An 18,059-nucleotide genomic window follows, 5' to 3' on the forward strand; every position below is an offset into this window, starting at 1 on the left:
TTATTTGTAAATAAGCCTGACGGTATTATTGAAATAATACCTTGAATTAAAACCAGAATCTTAAACCTGCGATAAGGCTGGTGTCGGATTTCATACCGCCTTCGGCGATTAGGTAGTCGGCTGTTTTACCAAAGGCTTGATTAAACTTAAGCCCGATGTAGGGCGCAAATTTTCTAGAAAATTCATAGCGTAAACGCAACCCTAGTTCAGCAGATGATAATCCAGATCCAATTCCCATAGATGCATCATCGGAAGAATAGGCACTGAGTTTTAGGCTGGGCGTTAATATCAGTTTTTGAGTAAATAAAGCCTCGTATTCCGTTTCGAATCTAAAACCAATATTTTTGTCGTTGAACACCACTGCTGCATTAGTTTCAAAGAAATAAGGGGCAAGGCCTTGTAAACCGATTACGGCCCAGTTTTGGTTTTTTTCAGGAGTCGTGTCATAACCAACCCCCATTTGAAGATCCCAATATTTTTCAATGGGATGGCTGTAGAGTAGCTGGTTCTCAGATTCGGTTTGTCCATGAAGTGTTTCCCCTTCGGATTTAAGGTAGAGTTTGTGCCAATCCTTACCTATCCAAGACGTGACACCCCAAGAAGTAGGGTTGCCAGTTTGGTCGCTAATTTCAAGCGTATCCATTAGAAAGTACGTTAATAAAGGGTCTCTTTCTCCACCTGCATGCACTTGTGATGTCATTAGTATGGACGAGATAAATATGGTGCGTAATATTACTTTGAATAAATTTTTCATTATATTTCTCCTAGAATACTGAATTTGACTATCGGATTTGTACACGTCTAAACATACCCATCATGTGATAGAGCATGTGGCAGTGGTATGCCCAATCACCACGAGCGTTCATAGTCACTCGATAACTGATTTTGGAACCTGGTTGTACAACGATTGTATGTTTTCTAGGAATATGATTTTCATCTCCCGTTTCTAAATCACTCCATACACCGTGTAAGTGCATAGGGTGATTCATCATGGTGTCATTAATAAACGTAACGCGAATGCGCTCACCGAAGTTAAACTTTAATGGTTGTGCTTCACCATAGGGGATGCCGTTAATTGACCACATATAACGCTCCATATTGCCCGTTAAGTGCAATAGCAGTTGTTTAGTGGGTTTAGGTTCATGGCGTGTCGGATAAAGGTTTTTTAAATCGGCATAGGTTAAGACCTTGCGGCCATTATTTCGTAAGCCAACGCCTGGATCATCTAGCCGATATTTTGCGCCAGTGGCACGCATCGCGATTTGTGGGCCTTCTTTTTCAGGCACATCAATGAGAGGTAGTTTTGGATTCATATCCATTGGAATTTGCTCGTCATCTAAATTAACATTCATGTTAGACATAGTCTGTGCATTTTTTGAATAGTAAGCATTGCTGACATCCTGGCCCATTTGCATGCCACCAGACATGTCATTATCGCTCTGATCCTTACCATTCATTTGCATGCCACCAGACATGTCATTATCGTTCTGATTCTTACCATTCATTTGCATGCCAGTAAGCATATCCTGACCACTCTGATCCATGCCGTCCATTTCCATACCCATGTCTGTCATGCTTAAAATAGGTAATGGATCCATTGCTGGGACAGACGCCAATTTTGAAGCATTAGAGGTGATGGAGCCTATCGCATAACCGGAACGGTCAATGGCTTGAGCAAAAATCGCATAAGCTTGTTTATCTGTATCAGGTTCCACAATGACATCATAGGTTTCTGCTACACCAATGCGGAATTCATCAACCTCTACCGGTTGGATTAAGTTTCCATCAGCAGCCACAACGGTCATTTTTAAACCAGGGATCTGTACATCAAAGAACGTCATAGAAGAGCTATTAATAAAACGCAATCTTACTTTCTTGCCAGATTCCACCACGGTACGCCAATGTGCATTAGGGGAGAGCCCATTCATTAAATAGGTGTAGGTTGCGCCAGTTACATCTGACAAGTCTCGATCGGACATTTTCATGTTGTTCCACATTGAACGATCTTTCCAGGCTTGAGAAAATCCTTTTTGTTTTAATTCACTCCAAAAATCGCCGACCGTTCTTTGGTGGAAATTATAGTAATCACCCATCTTTTTAAGGTTTGCATAAATGGTTTCAGGAGGGGTATCTGACCAGTCAGAGAGTTGAATCACATAGTCATGGTCGGAGTGAATAGGTTCTTGTTTTTTTGGTAAAATAACAATTGCACCGATGACACCTGTTTGCTCTTGATATGCGGAGTGACTGTGATACCAATAGGTACCATTTTGTTTTACGGTGAATTGATAGACATAAGTTTCACCGGGCTTAATGCCGTCATAACTTAAGCCAGGTACACCATCCATATTCGTTGGCAAAATAATCCCATGCCAATGAATAGAGGAATCTACCATTAATTTGTTAGTCACGCGGAGTGTGATTTCATCACCTTCATGCCAAACAAGTGTTGGTGCAGGTAAAGAGCCGTTAACCAATGTTGCTAAAGCGGGAGTGCCGGTAATATTAACGGTCGTTTCGGAAATAGTTAAATCAAACTCAGTTCCCGTTAACATGGGTTGTTTTGGATTGAACTTAGTCGAGCCTTGCGAGATAAACTCATTGCTGGCAAAGGTTGATGGAATGTTTGATGCAACGGCAGCCGCTACTGAAGTTAATGCTAAACCGCGGACAAATTGACGTCGATTAATTATCGAGTGTGTGTTTTTAGTTGAAGAGGTCATCATTAACTCCTTAAAAATAATAAATAAAAGGCTTTGTTTGAAGGTGAAAATGGTCGTTCATCATAAAATTTATAGATGGATCCAGATTAAGCTAATATTCACCCTCGTTCGGTGCGACACCGAACAGATTGAATAGGATATTTGATGCAAACTGAGAAATGTTGACTCTATTAATAAAGCAATTATTTATTGTTTTCAACCTTTAATCTGGAGCAAATACATCATGTTACATACAATTAATGATTTAAAAAATATCGCCATTCAGGCCTCTGATGGCGATATTGGATTGACCAAAGATCTTTATTTTGATGATAAGCATTGGGTGATCCGATATTTGGTGGTGGAAACGGGGTCTTGGTTATCAAGCAAAAAAATATTGCTTTCACCCATATCAATCAAAGAGTTTAATCAGAAAGATAAAACGCTTACTGTCACAATCTCAAGAGAACAGGTAAAAAACAGCCCTGATATAGAAAGCGAAAAACCGGTCTCTAGGCAGCATGAGGTCGATCATATGGAATATTATGGTTACGAACATTACTGGGGTAACACAGGTATTTGGGGAAGTGAATCTAGTCCTAACATGATGGCACTTGGTTATTATAGTGTCGCGCCAAAGCCAGATAACTTAGATAACCCAGAGATATCCGCAGACATCAAGGCTGCACTATCACGGGATAATGATCATCATCTACGCAGCAGTCATGCCGTAGTGGGTTATCACCTTGATGCAATAGACGGTGAATTGGGTCACTTGCAAGGTATGTTGATAGATATCGACACTTGGGCTATTCGTTATTTGATTATTAACACCAGTAATTGGTGGTTGGGTCATCTGGTTTTAATTGCGCCTAAATGGATTAAAGAGGTGAGTTGGCCTACCTCTAAAATTTATGTTGATATGACGCAGCAGCAAGTGAAAGATGCACCAACGTTCGATCCCTCAGTGCCTTTTAGTTTTGAAGATGAGAAAAATTTGCAAACTCATTATAGTCGCAATGATAAATAACATTATTACCTCTCTATGATGGATTTCTGCTTTCTTACTTTCTAGCATTTGAAAAATCATATTCTTAGGCCAAAAATGGATAACTGAGACATATGTACTTATTTCGAGCAATAAATCCATCCAAAAATTTTGTTCATAATCTAAAAGTTGATAAGGGGTTATAAGCCCCCAAACACTGAGAGCAAGAAAAATCTGTTGCCTTAGCATATTCTGAGAAGTTTTGAGTAATAGACGACAGTTCGCCGACTTGGATATAAAAGAGATGTCAGTATGGAAAACATGAGGCAACATGTATTTTCATTTTATGAAAAATGACGTTTTATTTTACCTATATTCGACACTAGATAAGCTAATACACTGGCTGAATCTACATTAAAGGATAATGATAAAAAATAACGGGAATAATATTAATGGATCTCTCTGTATTAGATAAATTCTGGCAGTTAATTGACGAAAAATTACAAGGCTGGCTGGAAGCTGGCATTAAACACTTACCCAATTTTATAGTCGCCATTCTCTTAGTCATATTTTTTGGCTTACTGGCTAAATATGTTGGCAGAGCCGTTCGAAAAGTGCTTCATAAAACCCTAGAATCTGAACAAATTGCTGATCTACTTACGTCTATTATGAAGATGCTTGTGCTGTTCACAGGGCTATTTATCGCCCTAGAATTTTTGGGGTTAACCGGCACAGTAACATCACTCTTAGCTGGCGCTGGTATCATTGGCTTAGCACTTGGTTTTGCTTTTCAAGATATGGCAGAGAATCTTATTGCCGGTATTGCGATGGGTATTCGTAAGCCATTTCAAATTGGCGATGTGGTTGAAGCAGAAAATGTGCTTGGCATAGTAAAAACAATTAATTTACGTAACACATTAGTAGAAACGTTTTTTGGCCAGATAGAAGTTATTCCAAATAAAATCTTGTTTCGAAACGTACTAACAAATTATACGACCACAGGCAGCAGGCGAATCGAAGTACCGGTTGGTATTTCTTACGCAGACGACCCAGAAAAGGCAGCTGGAGTTATTGAAGAAGCGATAAATGTCTGTGATTTTGTTATAAAAAAAGAAGAAACTGCCGTGTTTGCCAAGGAGTTTGCAGACAGCAGTATAAATTTAGTTGTCTGGTTCTGGATTGACTATCCAGGCGACACTGGCTTTATGAAAGCTCGCCATACGGCGGTTGTAGAAATCAATAAAGCGCTGGCAAAAGCTGATATCTTAATTCCATTTCCTATCAGAACATTGGATTTTGGCGCCAAAGGTGGTGAAAAGCTCAATACCATGTTGTCGAAAAAAAATTCAGAAGATAAATCAGCAGACTCAAAAAAGTCATCATCGTCTGAAAATGAAAAGTAACCTCTGGGATCAGAGCAAACTTTCATTAACTAAACGTCCGCTTTGTCGCATCTGACTAATTTATTTACACTGCCCAAATCATTTATAAGGCTGGCTGAACGCTCATTGAACTTTGTAAAAACAGTTGGCCATTGGCTTTCTGCTTGTAGTACACGTTTGCTGCAGAAGGCTTGTAGGTAGGTAACACTGAGATAGCCGACGTTCAGGTTTTTCTCTGAGATTTAAATATAAGCGCATACCAAAGTACGTTGAGCGAGATTTTGATGATTTTTTGTGCTGTGGTCGTCTCGAGTATGATTTTAAGCGTGTGATATGCGGTGACTGCTTTCATTAGAAACTGGTTGCCTTTCTTTGTTCACTGATCCCGCATTCTTATCACAAAGAGTGAAGTCAACGTGCCTGTCTAGCGCTTTTTTTCGATTTACTGGATAAAATTGATACCTAACACTATCAAATCCTAACCTTCTCATCCATTAACCTGCTTCAAAAGTTGATCCAATGACCCTGAACCCAACAAAATCAGATCATGTTAAATAGATCAGGTATGTGGTTTATTCTTTTGTACTTTTTTCTTTGGGTCATTTATTCGCCACTAACATGGGCTCGTTGATGTTTGCTCGCGGTAGTGTTGGTAAGCGAACAGACAACTCACTCCAACGGACTGATAATACACTTGAGCTAACGCCAACGGCGTTTGCCTATCAGACCCGGAAGGAGCAACCATGTCGACAATCACCACCATTAATCTTGCGACCGAAAAAGAAACCCATACCTACGACATAATTACCGAAATACAAGCGACGGATCGGCTTGCTAATGAAAAAGCTATTGACTGGTCGGTGGGATCTTTTCAAAGGACGAGAAACGTCCACACGGTGGCTTTGGAATAAAAAAAATTGGTCAACGTAAAGTCGATTTTCCTGCCATGACCTGGCTTTAACTGCCTAATTTCGAACATTTAATTTAACATTAAGGATTTTTCTATGAGTATGAACATTCTTGTCGCCGGTGCCACCGGAAAAACGGGCCAGCTTCTGGCCCAGTACCTGATAGAACAGGGCCATAAACCAACAGCGCTGGTTCGCGAAAGTTCGGATACCAGTTCGTTGCCCTTGGGGGTAGATGTTCGCCATAGTGATCTTACAGAACTGAAAACCGGCCTGTGCGACGGCATGGACGCGGTGATCTTTGCTGCAGGCTCCGGCGGAACCACCGGTCCTGAAATGACCAAAAAAGTGGATCGGGACGGCGCCAAACGACTGATTGATCTGGCGCTGGAATCAGGCGTGAAACGTTTCGTGATGCTCAGTTCGATCGGCGCCGATCTGCCCAACCCAACCGGCGACCTGGCCCCTTACCTGAATGCCAAGCACGAAGCGGACGAATACCTTAAGGCTTCCGGAGTGACCTACTCGATCCTGCGCCCCGTAGCACTAACCAACAAGGGTCGCGGCACTGATGTGATCCTGGGCGAGGACGTCGATAAATCAGCAAAGGCGTCCCGATCGGATGTAGCCCATGTTCTGGTGGAGGCCGCCACTACAGGCTGTTACGACGGTATGGCGCAGAATATGCGGTCCGCCTGACTGTCACGGCGTAATACAGGCTTGGAACCTATAACTTGTAATATTTAATAATTCATTTCAACAGGAGAAAACCAATGTCAGAAATCAATGGCAAAGTCGTCATCATTACCGGTGCCAGCAGTGGTCTCGGTAAAGCCACAGCGCAACGCTTGGCAAAAGGTGGCGCCAAGCTGGTGCTTGCTGCCCGTCGCGAGGAACGCCTTGTGGAGTTGCGTGATACGATCAAGGAGCAGGGTGGTGACGCTATTTATCAGGTTACCGACGTCACTGAACGCGCTCAGGTTGAGTCGCTGGCCAAGGCAGCGAAGGAAGCGTATGGCCGCATCGACGTGCTGGTCAACAACGCTGGCCTGATGCCGCTGTCGCCCCTCGATGAGCTCAAGGTCGACGAGTGGGAGAAGATGGTTGATGTCAATATCAAAGGCGTGCTCTATGGCATTGCCGCTGTGCTGCCGACCATGCGCGAGCAGCATGTCGGCCACATCATCAATCTGTCGTCGGTAGCTGGGCATAAGGTCTTTCCCGCGTCCGCCGTTTATTCCGCAACCAAGTTTGCCGTTAAGGCGTTATCAGAAGGCATTCGTCAGGAAGGCGAAGGGGAAATCCGCTCCACCAATATTTCGCCTGGGGCTGTGGCGACCGAACTGACCAGTAAAATCAGCGACCCCGATACTGCTAAGGGTGTTGATGAAATGTACGAGATGGCAATTGACTCTGATGCGATTGCACGTGCAATTGCTTATGCAATCGAGCAGCCGGCAGATGTTGATGTCAACGAGATTATCATCCGTCCCACCAGACAGCCGCTCTAACCAGGCAGCCACTCTATTGGACAGGAGCAATAGAGTGGCATGGTAAAAGTTCTGAATTACAGCGTCTTAGGGTCTGCTGTTAAAACACTTATATTGGAAGCCAACACTGGAGAATGATTTTTTAGCGTGGGCTCGAACGGATTTACGGATGCTAAGGAAGTAATGGAAGAGCGGAAGGATCCGCTGCCTTAGTGTATATGTTCTCATTTCTCAGTAAATCGTTTTTTACTCTGAGGTGAAGCAAACGATGAGTATCAACTGTCTATCCCTGATGCCGACCTAATCCATGAGTTCGGTCAAAATTGCCTGCAACGCGATTCAACTCTTTTAGCGCAATGTGCTGAATAAACCCTGTAGAAACTTGCATTCCAAAAGTCATCCCCCTATGGTGGGTATTAAAAGTAAGCTAATGTTTTAATTAACCAACAAAAAGGGAGTGCGACGAATGGAAAACAACAACGACCAAAGCATAACTAACTTTGCCGCCATAAAAACTACCATTGCCAATAACGAAGAACAACGGCTCAAAGAATTACTGGCAGGCCAAGTAATGCAAGAACTTGAAAAAAGCTACCTCATTGACCTAGCCAAATTAGGAAATAATCACGCGATTTTGAAGATATTAGAAGACATCCCTGTGGAAAATCAAGAATAGAAATAAGCTGAGTTTCAACCTTATAAAAGTTTTGAAAAATAATATGAATTTGATGAGCAACAATTTGATTAGAATTTTCAAGCATTATTATCATACTGCGAGCTGCCTCAAAACTTGCATTGCTACTAACGCGTGAGTTCAAGGGCATTTGAGAGGAAACCTGTTTTTTCGACAGAAAACATGGATTGCAGGTCAAATGTCTGGTGCAACAATTTGTTAAGCACAGTAAATTATCAATGGTCCTGCCTGATTGAAACAATGCCTAGGTATTCACGGAAAGGTCGCTCAATAAGTCAATTTAATTGTTAGATCAAGGTTTTCCCCATCGTACGTAAATCTAGCGGTTTCAAACGAAGGTGCGCTCATCGAGGCCTTTGCACCACTTGAAAAACCGTAGGCTTCTGTCGGCACCCCTAGCAAGTTTGTGCCAAGCTTACCATCCATATTTTTATCATGAATGACAACCAAGGCATACGTTCCCGGAGGGATATCTAAAAAGTTGCAACGCGCCTGCGTATCTCGAATTTTCATCATCATTATATTGGTTGCAGAGTGCAAAAATTCAGTAGGGAAACCTACTGAAGATTCGAAAAGCGCACAAGCTACAACTCCAGTGTTATTTTTAATGTTCGGAATTTTTACTTGAATTCCGGAGCACGATGATTGGGCAAAAACGATGGCGGGAAGATGCGCAAACACCAGCACGGCCCAACATGCTAAACACCGGCCTCTTTTAGATAAACGCGTCACAGGATGCCTGAAAGTCTTGGCCAACGTAGACCTCCGATTAGTTGATTCACTCATTAGTTCCCTCATAGCTCCGCTCTCTCTGGCTTGGTAGGATCCGCGATTATACGCCTAACGTCTTGATAACCTGCGACGGGTTGCAAGCAATAAGGCTGATTACTGCCGCAACCTTGGTAAAACCAATGAACTTCAATTTTTCTCATTGGTCGTGGTCAGCGTTTATTAAATTGTTCAGCAATTTTTGCCGTTTGAGTCCAATATTATCCATTTTGCCTCAAAATCAACAATGCGGCCTAGGAGCATCAATTACTACATGGTACGTGAACCAGCATAGCATTAAATATTAGTTACCCAGCCTGTTCATGCCCCAGGCTCAATAACATTCCCCTTGGATTAATTTTTTAGGTTGATAGAAAATATTGAGGTCGTTACCGATAACAAGGCCTTTTTTGTATCATTGCACTATTTTTATATCATTTGTTCTCACACAGGTATTGTTGAAGTCGTCAAAATTATCGCATGTGGTTCGAACAAACCAGTTCTGCCGCGGGTCGAAAGAACACTTTGTTTGGTAATGACAGGTGCTGTCAAACTTTTCCCAGTACTGACATTCTTCAACGCATTGTAGATTTTTGTATATATAAGTCTTTTTTTCAAACAGGCACTTTTTATTAAAATCGTCCCAGTGTTGGCATTCTTTGAGAGCCTGCGGGACATGCTCTGTTAACGCTATGCCGCAGGTGACAGTGAGGTTTCCCTGGCGATATGTTTCTCCTGTATCGAGAATTACCTCTTTTGCGAAGACACTACCAGCTAAAAATGTCACCCATCCAATGAAAGCTATTAAAAAAATTTTGTTCATGATCTGATTCCTTATTAACTTAATTTTTCTATAATCTAATTGCACAATGCAAAGATATTAGATTTTATTCATCATCTCCTTTCATTATGGCCACAATGACCATGCTATTGGTTTGAATCTGGAGATGGCGACTTCAGCGCATTGTTGATTGAGTCATCCGTGACACCCACAGTCGAGATAAGACTGTGATGAGGTTTTGGGAGAACTGGACTTGTGCCAGTACTGTTGTTGATTGGTTGAGAACTGATTACGCTGCAACCATTTAGGATTAGAAAGGTCAGATAAAAAGAGGTAGTTCGAATTAACTGAAACGTTTTCATCAGTGTTCTCCAAAATGGGTCTTAAGGGTCTTACTATGTGTAATTTATTCGACTCGACTCAGTTGATTTTAGTCTTCTAATGTTTTGAATGGTAAAACAATACGCACAATTAATCTGGAAGTCTGTACTCTAGCGAACACATAAATTGGAAAATTCTGGGGTGTTCTATATGTATTATCTTACACCGTGTGTTTTGTTTGAGTGTAACGTCGTTTAGGGTTTCCTATGGTTTTTCCATTTATAATCAATGGTTTCAGAATATTTTAAATAACGATTTTGGTTTAGTAGCTGGTAAATAGTTTTAGGTTAGAATTTCAACGGCAGGTATGGTGACTTGATGTCTCCTGCAAGCTCATTGCCGTCAGTCAAGTTTAATTAATCGTATGATTATTTTTCGCTCAGTTCGAATGCTCTTACGACCGTTTTAGGTCGTTAGTTGCCTTTTCTAGAATAGAGTCAATAATATGCTCATTCCATTTAATTCCAAGTAAAATGATAAATATTAACATACAAGGATAGTGGTTATTTCTAAATTAGTGTTGTTGCCCGGTATGGATGGTACTGGAGAATTATTTGAAGAGTTTTTGTCTAACTTTGACGGAGACTATATTGTAATCCCATTACCTCAATCGGGTTCTCAAGACCATGTGTTTTTAGCTAATATAATAAAAGAGCAATTACCAACTGAAGATTATATTTTGTTAGCTGAATCGTTTGCTGGCGGTATTATTCCTGAGCTACTTAGGCAAAATAATCCACATTTGAAAGGCGTGATTTTCATTGCCAGTTTCCTTAGTTCTCCTAACCAATTCTTATTGTCGATAGCTAAACTTTTACCTATTAAATCTTTAGCTTCAGCACCTTTATCAACGATTTTTCATAAGTTTTTACTCCTCGGTCAAGGGGCATCAAAAGAGCTTTTATCAAAATTTATTACGGTTACTAAATCTATACCTGATCTCGTATTAAAAAATAGATTAGAAGTTATGAGCCAGCAACGACTACCAATAACAACATCGGATATACCTTCAATTTATATTCGAGCACTTTCAGACAGGCTTATAGCATCACAGAAGGGTCGTGAGTTCACCAAAGTCTTCAGCAATATTAAGTATATAGAAATTGAAGGACCTCATTTCATACTTCAAGCACAGCCAAAAGAGTCTGCGCGGTTGGTTACTGAGGCGATATCCTTGATCCTTAAAGACTGTAGGTATTCATAATGCCATTTACTCCAATGCACATGGGGCCAGGGATTTTTATTAAAGCCATATTACAAAGTAGCTTTAGCTTGATGGTTTTTGGCTGGACTCAAATCGTAATGGATATCCAACCACTAATTGTGTTGATAACGGGAGAGGGGCATCTTCATGGTTTTACCCATACCTATGTTGGTGCAGTGCTAATTGCTATTTTTGCTGCTCTAACAGGTAAATACTTATCCGAACTTGGTTTAAAGCTGATAAGTATTTCTAAAAGGGAAAATCCCATATCAATTGCTTGGTGGGTAGTATTTCTAAGTGCATTTGTTGGCAGTTTTAGTCATGTATTACTTGATAGTATTATGCATTCAGATGTTGAACCCTTCTTTCCATTTTTATTAGATAATCCGTTGTTAGGTCTGATTTCAGTGCCGATGTTGCACAAGTTATCTTTATATAGTGGGTTATTGGGCGCAGTAGTTTATTATGGAATTTATTTAAAAAATAAAAGCTTAAAAGTAAAAGCAGGGAAGTCATAAAGAAAAATGAAAATATTAACGTTTAGTATCTTAATTACTTGTTTGTATTCTAACGCTGTTTTAGCAGAAGAAAGTACATGCTACGGTACAACCTCAAAAGGACGTTTGGAAAAAGGGGTAGAGCTACCAAGCTCTGGTAATAATTTTGTCGCTTACAGCATTGTTGCAAGGTTAGCAGGGAGAGCTTACGTCCATTCCCAAGTAGAAAGCATCATAGTAAACGGCTATAAATCTTTAGAAACAGAACAACCAGACAAAGTTTTTAAGTATGCTGAAACTGGATTCGAAGAAGGTGGACAGTTCAAACCCCATAAAACTCATCGTAATGGTTTATCGGTAGACTTTATGACACCCGTATTAGATGAATCGGGTCAATCAGTGCATCTGCCAACTCACCCTTTAAACAAGTTTGGCTACGACATTGAATTTGATAGTAAAGGGCAATATGAAGAATATTCTATCGACTATGTTGCTTTGGCTGCTCATATTGTTGCCTTGCACAAAGAGGCTGTAGCTCAAGGTGTAGATTTATGGCGAGTAATATTTGATCCTAAATTACAATCTGAGCTTTTCAAAACACCTTATGGCCCTTATCTTAAAAAGCATATCCAGTTTTCCAAAAAACGTTCATGGGTTAGACATGATGAACATTACCATGTGGACTTTGATATTCCGTGTAAGGAACTAAACGAATGAAAAATATTCTCTTCATCTGTAGTAAAAATCAGTGGCGTAGTCCCACAGGAGAACAAATATTTAAAAATCACGCTGAACTAAATGTGAGATCAGCAGGTACTAGTTCAAGTGCAAGAAAAACGGTAAATGCAAAAGATATTCTATGGGCTGACATTATCTTTGTGATGGAAGAAAAGCATAAAAGTAGACTTAAAGCTGAGTTCATCAAATTAGTTAAATATAAAGATATTCAAGTGTTAGATATCCCTGATGAATATCAGTATATGGATGAAGAGTTGGTAGATATCTTGGAACAGTCCGTTAGTGTATATCTAGGAATGTTAGACATTAATTTATTATAAGTTTATGATATTATTGTGTATTTAATAATAAGTGTGTTTAGATAGTTACTGCTGATTTTTATTATAAAATTAACTGGCTAATAAAGGACAAAATTAGCTAGTAGCTACCAATATGGAAGTAAGTATTAAATGGATTTAACAATTTACCTCAACATGATGATCAGTGCCGCTTGGTATCTAATACCGATCTTCATATTTGCTATCGTCATAAAGTCTGCATGGTTTAAAGGTGTATTGGGTGAGTGGCAAGTTAACTTGCTCATTAAGTTTTTCTTAGACAAAAATGATTATCACCTTATTAAAAACGTGACACTTCCTACTGAGGATGGCACTACCCAGATTGACCACATCATAGTTTCAAAATATGGCATATTCGTGGTTGAAACTAAGAATATGAAAGGTTGGATTTTTGGTGGTGCTAATCAAAAGCAATGGACTCAACAAATCTTTAAACACAAATCAAAATTTCAGAACCCACTTCATCAAAACTATAAACACATAAAGACGTTAGAAGATCTTCTCTTAGTAGGGAGTAACGCAAAAAATGATTATATATTCTCAGTCATTATCTTTATTGGTGATAGTACCTTTAAAACTAAAATGCCAGAGAATGTAAGGTTTGCTCGTGGTGGTATTGAATATATCAAAAGTAAAACTGATATTATTTTCAATGTTGATGAAGTGACTACCATTATCGAGCAAATTGAAAGTGGACGATTGGAACGAAGTTTTAAAACAAATCGCCAACACATTAAGCACGTTCGAGGTATTGTAGAAGAGAAATCTGATATTAAGTATTGTTCAAAATGTGGTGCTGATATGGTCTTACGTAAAGCCAATAAAGCCAATAAAGGTAATAATGTAGATAATGAGTTTTGGGGATGTAGTTCATTTCCCAAATGTAGGAATGTACTTAAAAATGAGTCAGAGTTAAGTGTAAGTATTGATCTCTAACGTTTACCCATGCTTTCTAATGCACATTTGGGTATAGCAACAGAATCTAGTTTGGTGATTAATTTTTGGTATGTTTTCAACAGAGCAAGCGTGATAACAGCACACGTTTATCAAAAGTTCGTTAATTAATGTTAATCAATGTTTGATATAATTTTAATATAAAGGTAACTTTTATTTTAAAAAAAAGACAGACGGATAATTGCCTTGATAAAAATAGGTCTTTGCCTGTTTAATAAGCTATTAGTCGTTAAATCAACAAGGAGTGTTACTAGATATGAAAAAAATCACAATATTATTTTTATTATTACTTTCTGGATGTTCTGCAAACTATACAACTGAATCATTTGTATACCAAGATGAGCATCCTGAAAAGCAACTCAACATTACAAAAATTCAAGCTGAACTGACTGAATCTAATATATCGGCTGTTGTCTCAGCGGTTAGCTTAACCGCTGAGGATGGTATTACACTTAGAGGCGTTAAGTTAATAAACAAAGATGCTTTAGTTAATATTGTCTTTTTCAGTGCGAATGGCATGAAAATTAGCCTTTCATCGAGAATATTGAATAAATTTTCTATGTTACCTGCGAACGTTATTTGGTTTGACTATCGAGGCATGGGAGTAAGTGATAAAAAAGATATATTGTCTCTTAATAATTTACGAACAGATGCATTAAGAATCTTTGACTTTTCTAAGGGTGAATTTCCAACTAACTTACCTACAGCCATCCATGGATTATCGATGGGGTCTTTAATCGCAAGTTATGTTGCAAATAATAAAGATATAGACGCATTAATTCTAGATGGTGCTATCAATACAGTGCCAGAGTTAGTCGATAATCTAACTCCTGCTTGGTCAAAACCATTTTATTCAATATATTTATCACCTGAATTGACAAAAATAAATAATGTTGATTTTATTAAAGAATATGAGAAACCATTGCTTTTCTTAATTGGTGAAGACGATTCAACTACGCCAGTGCATAACTCGAAAGAGCTTTATGACATATCTCCAAGCTCGGTTAAAGTATTAGCGATCATTCCGGATACAGAGCATGCAGAAACAATGAAAAAAGATAAGGCAATAAAAGTATATCAGGATTTTATTAATAAATTAATTTGCTGTAAAAACGGCTAACAAGGCTTTAAAACCAACAAATAATAGCTGGCTGTTGTTCTTGCCTCACACATTCAGCCAACTATTGTTTGCCGCTTAACAAAGCGTTAGCTGCCTCAGGATATTCATGCTCAATACTAATAGAGTTAAATCGGACAATGACACATCTGCGTTCAAGGGAATGGTAAAGTGGAAACCAATTAAATCAATTTGGTTCTTAACTCATGTTGCCGCAACAGTTTTTGTTGCTCCATTTGTCCTGTCAATATCAGCCTTCTCAGTATTCGTCGTACTCACAATAATAACATTGTGTTTTGGACACTCACTTGGAATGCACCGTTTATTAATCCATCGTTCTTACGAGTGTCCTAAATGGATGGAATATTTGTTCGTATACTTAGGGGTGCTAGTTGGTATGTCAGGTCCTATAGGAATGATTATTCAACACGACCTCCGCGATTGGGCTCAAAGACAACCACAGTGCCACGATTATTTATTGCATGGCTCCAAAATATTAAAAGATGGTTGGTGGCAATTAAATTGCGATCTTGAACTTAATAATCCACCTGAGTTCATCATAGAAAAAGAAGTTTCTCTCAATAGGTTTTATCTATTTGTTGAAAAAACATGGATATTCCAACAATTAATTTTAGCTATCCCTCTGTTTCTCATTGGTGGTATTTCTTGGTTAGTTTGGGGAATATCTGTAAGGATTGTAATATCTGTAGGTGGTCATTGGTTAATAGGTTATTTTGCTCACAATAAAGGTGAACGCACATGGAAAGTAGAAGGCGCAGCAGTTCAAGGTCACAATGTTAGAATTGCAGGTTTTCTTTCTATGGGCGAAGCGTGGCACAACAATCATCATGCTTATCCTGGGTCTGCAATGCTAGGTTTGTACAGTGATGAACCTGACCTTGGATGGTGGGTTTTAAATATATTACACAACTTAGGTATTGTAAAAAACATTAAACTGCCTAAGGAGCTTCCGTTTCGTTCAGAGCTTGTCGCTGAGGCTGAAAATCTAGATAGTCGTGTAGAACGAGTTCCAGAAGATTGTAAAATAGCAAAGTTCATTCGAAACGGCACTTAGTTTGTATTTATGCGCTAACGAGTAATCATTATCTCGTGGTGTTGTTTATTGATAAAGAAAAGCTGGAGCAATGCAGAATGACTCATGTACTTGTGCGTTGTCATCGTACACAAAAGGCACGTTAACTTTTTTGGGTTCATCGTGTAAATAGAACCTTTTGTATTTAATATTAGCTGTTATTTAACCAATTATTCTTGTTATACCATAATATTTTTAACATAATATGAAGCATGGAGTTTTAACAGGTTATAAGAATATTCTAAATTTTATATATCGCTATCAAAATTATATTCGCATCCTTAAATACGTTATTACAAAATATACCGCATGTTTTGCTCTTCTAATTTTTTCACTCACCGCCATTTCAATAAGTGCACAACCTTATGTAAAATTAGATAATCTCAATAAAATCAAACTAAATGAACATAATCTCTGGTACCAAACTCAATCGATAGGGATAAATCCTACTTTTGCGGAGTTAAGTCAATTATATCAAGATGCTAAACAAGTCACTTCGACATTAGGAGGTCGCGGCGCTTATATTACTAAGATTAAGTTAATTAATACAAAAGGGCATGAAGATACTTGGTTTGTTAAGCTTCATACTAATTATCTCGATTTAGGTACCGCTTATTGGCAGCGCGACAGCGGTGAAGTTATAACGTTAGCAAACTTTGGGCAGATTGGTGGTACGAACCCGAAATTAGCTCACTCGCAAGCATTTTCCCTTTCATTAAATCAACAGGAAACGGGCACGCTGTGGATTTATATTGAAGCTAAAATGTTTGCAACACCTGTTACAGTAAAATTTTATAATAAGGCAGCATTTTACAACAAGCAATTTTTTGTCAATAGCATCACCTCTATTTCATTTGCAGTAATGCTTACGTTAGCCTTAATCGCTTTCTTTATATACCTCAGAACCAAGTATTTGGTTACGTTGGCCTGTACTGGTTATATAGGCATACAAGGCTTAGGTTGGTTTTTAGCCTCAGGAAGTTTTGGTCATTTATTTGCGGTGTCAACATTTAACCCCGTTTACATCGCTATATGGATATTCCCTTTTGCTATTGCTTCAGCCTGTCAATTCACAAAGTTATTATTTAATTGCCAACAAGATCATCCTAAATTAGCTAAAACATTTAACTTACTGTCGATAGTTTGCTTAAGTTTAGGTTTGTTCATGCCTTTTAGTTCTTTTGCGCAGAGCTACTTAATATCACATGTTATCGCAACGCTGTGGATCCCACTCTGTATTGGTACTGGGATATTTATGCTCGCGCAAAAAGATTTTAGGGCTAAGTATTATCTAATTGGCAATCTTTTATATGGACTGACGTTAATGGGTTATGTCTTATCTCACCTTTATAAGATTGACTGGGATATTTCTCTTGAACTGATTGTGCAAATAGCGCTAACCATCGATTGTATTTGTATTCTTCTTTCTTTAGCTGAATGGTTGCAAATACAACAGAAAGAATTTCATCGCACTTATGCTATTTCACGTATTGATCCATTAACTCAAATTGGTAACCGCTTTGCTCAAAATGAAAAATTAGCCAGCTTAAAAGGGCATTACTGTATTACTTTTATTGATCTAGATGGTTTTAAAAAAATCAATGACAAACTCGGCCATGACGAAGGTGATAAAGTGCTGATTGCAACAGCTGATATCATGCAAAAAAAACTTCAAGGCCTTGGTAGCATTTTTCGCTGTGGTGGTGATGAGTTTATTTGGGTTGTTAGTATTAAAAGCTCACAACAGGTTAAGCCACTTTTGCTGAAATTGTCTGATCTACTAATAGAAACGGCAAAAGAGTTACAAGAAAAAGGGTGGAAAGATGCGGGGCTAAGTTTTGGTATTGCAACGAGTTTTGAAACCCTAAATCAATCTGAATGTTTATCACTAGCCGATAAACGTATGTATAAATACAAACAAGATAAGCAATAGCACATTTTAGCAATGTCATTTTTCGGCCTTAAAGTCGCGGATTTGCTAAAATTAATTGCTTTACAATCTTAGGTTTCACGTTTTTTCATAA

18 protein-coding genes are annotated in these 18,059 nt (G+C 38.8%); 14 read left to right on the top strand and 4 right to left on the bottom strand.

What is annotated here, in order from left to right; translation table 11 throughout:
- Window positions 1-46: 46 nt before the first annotated feature.
- Both H4J56_RS15090 and H4J56_RS15095 read right to left on the bottom strand, forming a co-directional pair.
- The gene (locus H4J56_RS15090) at window positions 47-754 is read right to left on the bottom strand and encodes a copper resistance protein B (RefSeq protein ID WP_182259557.1); all 708 of its coding nucleotides are present in this window, start codon (window positions 752-754) and stop codon (window positions 47-49) included.
- Window positions 755-782: 28 nt separating this feature from the next.
- Window positions 783-2,723, bottom strand: a complete 1,941-nt coding sequence (locus H4J56_RS15095; protein ID WP_182217755.1) for a copper resistance system multicopper oxidase — start codon at window positions 2,721-2,723, stop codon at window positions 783-785.
- Between the two features lie 223 nt (window positions 2,724-2,946).
- On the opposite strand from H4J56_RS15095, the gene H4J56_RS15100 reads away from it, so the two are divergent.
- The 6 genes from H4J56_RS15100 to H4J56_RS15125 all read left to right on the top strand — a co-directional run bounded on the left by H4J56_RS15100 (window position 2,947) and on the right by H4J56_RS15125 (window position 8,146).
- Entirely contained in the window at window positions 2,947-3,732 is a 786-nt protein-coding gene (locus H4J56_RS15100) for a PRC-barrel domain-containing protein (RefSeq protein ID WP_182217757.1), read from the top strand.
- A gap of 410 nt (window positions 3,733-4,142) precedes the next feature.
- Complete coding sequence (locus tag H4J56_RS15105) at window positions 4,143-5,093, top strand: mechanosensitive ion channel family protein (RefSeq protein ID WP_182217758.1); 951 nt, start codon at window positions 4,143-4,145, stop codon at window positions 5,091-5,093.
- 722 nt (window positions 5,094-5,815) lie between these two features.
- The gene (locus H4J56_RS15110; RefSeq protein ID WP_182217760.1) at window positions 5,816-5,983 is read left to right on the top strand and encodes a hypothetical protein; all 168 of its coding nucleotides are present in this window, start codon (window positions 5,816-5,818) and stop codon (window positions 5,981-5,983) included.
- Window positions 5,984-6,076: 93 nt separating this feature from the next.
- Entirely contained in the window at window positions 6,077-6,679 is a 603-nt protein-coding gene (locus tag H4J56_RS15115) for an SDR family oxidoreductase (protein ID WP_220465958.1), read from the top strand.
- Window positions 6,680-6,753: 74 nt separating this feature from the next.
- The gene (locus tag H4J56_RS15120; RefSeq protein ID WP_182217761.1) at window positions 6,754-7,491 is read left to right on the top strand and encodes an SDR family oxidoreductase; all 738 of its coding nucleotides are present in this window, start codon (window positions 6,754-6,756) and stop codon (window positions 7,489-7,491) included.
- 445 nt (window positions 7,492-7,936) lie between these two features.
- Window positions 7,937-8,146, top strand: a complete 210-nt coding sequence (locus H4J56_RS15125) for a hypothetical protein (protein ID WP_182217763.1) — start codon at window positions 7,937-7,939, stop codon at window positions 8,144-8,146.
- A 285-nt stretch (window positions 8,147-8,431) separates the two neighbouring features.
- Here the strand turns inward: H4J56_RS15125 and H4J56_RS15130 are convergent, their stop codons facing one another.
- The gene (locus tag H4J56_RS15130) at window positions 8,432-8,950 is read right to left on the bottom strand and encodes a DUF2141 domain-containing protein (protein ID WP_259364975.1); all 519 of its coding nucleotides are present in this window, start codon (window positions 8,948-8,950) and stop codon (window positions 8,432-8,434) included.
- A gap of 397 nt (window positions 8,951-9,347) precedes the next feature.
- Entirely contained in the window at window positions 9,348-9,755 is a 408-nt protein-coding gene (locus tag H4J56_RS15135) for a hypothetical protein (protein ID WP_182217767.1), read from the bottom strand.
- Window positions 9,756-10,593: 838 nt separating this feature from the next.
- Here H4J56_RS15135 and H4J56_RS15140 point away from each other — a divergent pair.
- The 8 genes from H4J56_RS15140 to H4J56_RS15175 all read left to right on the top strand — a co-directional run bounded on the left by H4J56_RS15140 (window position 10,594) and on the right by H4J56_RS15175 (window position 17,968).
- Entirely contained in the window at window positions 10,594-11,298 is a 705-nt protein-coding gene (locus H4J56_RS15140) for a hypothetical protein (RefSeq protein WP_182217768.1), read from the top strand.
- Window positions 11,298-11,816 carry a metal-dependent hydrolase gene (locus tag H4J56_RS15145; RefSeq protein WP_182217770.1) on the top strand — a complete coding sequence of 173 codons (519 nt, stop codon included), beginning with the start codon at window positions 11,298-11,300 and terminating at the stop codon, window positions 11,814-11,816. The genes H4J56_RS15140 and H4J56_RS15145 overlap by 1 nt, the downstream gene beginning before the upstream one ends.
- 6 nt (window positions 11,817-11,822) lie before the next feature.
- Complete coding sequence (locus H4J56_RS15150) at window positions 11,823-12,512, top strand: penicillin-insensitive murein endopeptidase (protein ID WP_182217772.1); 690 nt, start codon at window positions 11,823-11,825, stop codon at window positions 12,510-12,512.
- Window positions 12,509-12,853 carry a low molecular weight protein tyrosine phosphatase family protein gene (locus H4J56_RS15155; RefSeq protein ID WP_182217774.1) on the top strand — a complete coding sequence of 115 codons (345 nt, stop codon included), beginning with the start codon at window positions 12,509-12,511 and terminating at the stop codon, window positions 12,851-12,853. The genes H4J56_RS15150 and H4J56_RS15155 overlap by 4 nt, the downstream gene beginning before the upstream one ends.
- Window positions 12,854-12,982: 129 nt before the next feature.
- Window positions 12,983-13,807, top strand: coding sequence for an NERD domain-containing protein (locus H4J56_RS15160; protein ID WP_182217308.1), 825 nt, complete (start codon window positions 12,983-12,985; stop codon window positions 13,805-13,807).
- 274 nt (window positions 13,808-14,081) lie between these two features.
- On the top strand, window positions 14,082-14,945 hold the full coding sequence (locus H4J56_RS15165) for an alpha/beta hydrolase (RefSeq protein WP_182217307.1): 864 nt from the start codon (window positions 14,082-14,084) through the stop codon (window positions 14,943-14,945).
- A 106-nt stretch (window positions 14,946-15,051) separates the two neighbouring features.
- A complete protein-coding gene (locus tag H4J56_RS15170) occupies window positions 15,052-16,017 on the top strand; it encodes an acyl-CoA desaturase (protein WP_182217305.1) in 966 nt (321 codons plus the stop codon).
- 223 nt (window positions 16,018-16,240) lie between these two features.
- Window positions 16,241-17,968: a diguanylate cyclase gene (locus tag H4J56_RS15175; protein WP_182230997.1), complete on the top strand. Its 1,728-nt coding sequence runs from the start codon at window positions 16,241-16,243 to the stop codon at window positions 17,966-17,968.
- Window positions 17,969-18,059: the final 91 nt, after the last annotated feature.

Origin of the sequence: Colwellia sp. BRX8-4 (genome assembly GCF_014077345.1) — a bacterium.
Lineage (GTDB): Bacteria > Pseudomonadota > Gammaproteobacteria > Enterobacterales > Alteromonadaceae > Colwellia_A.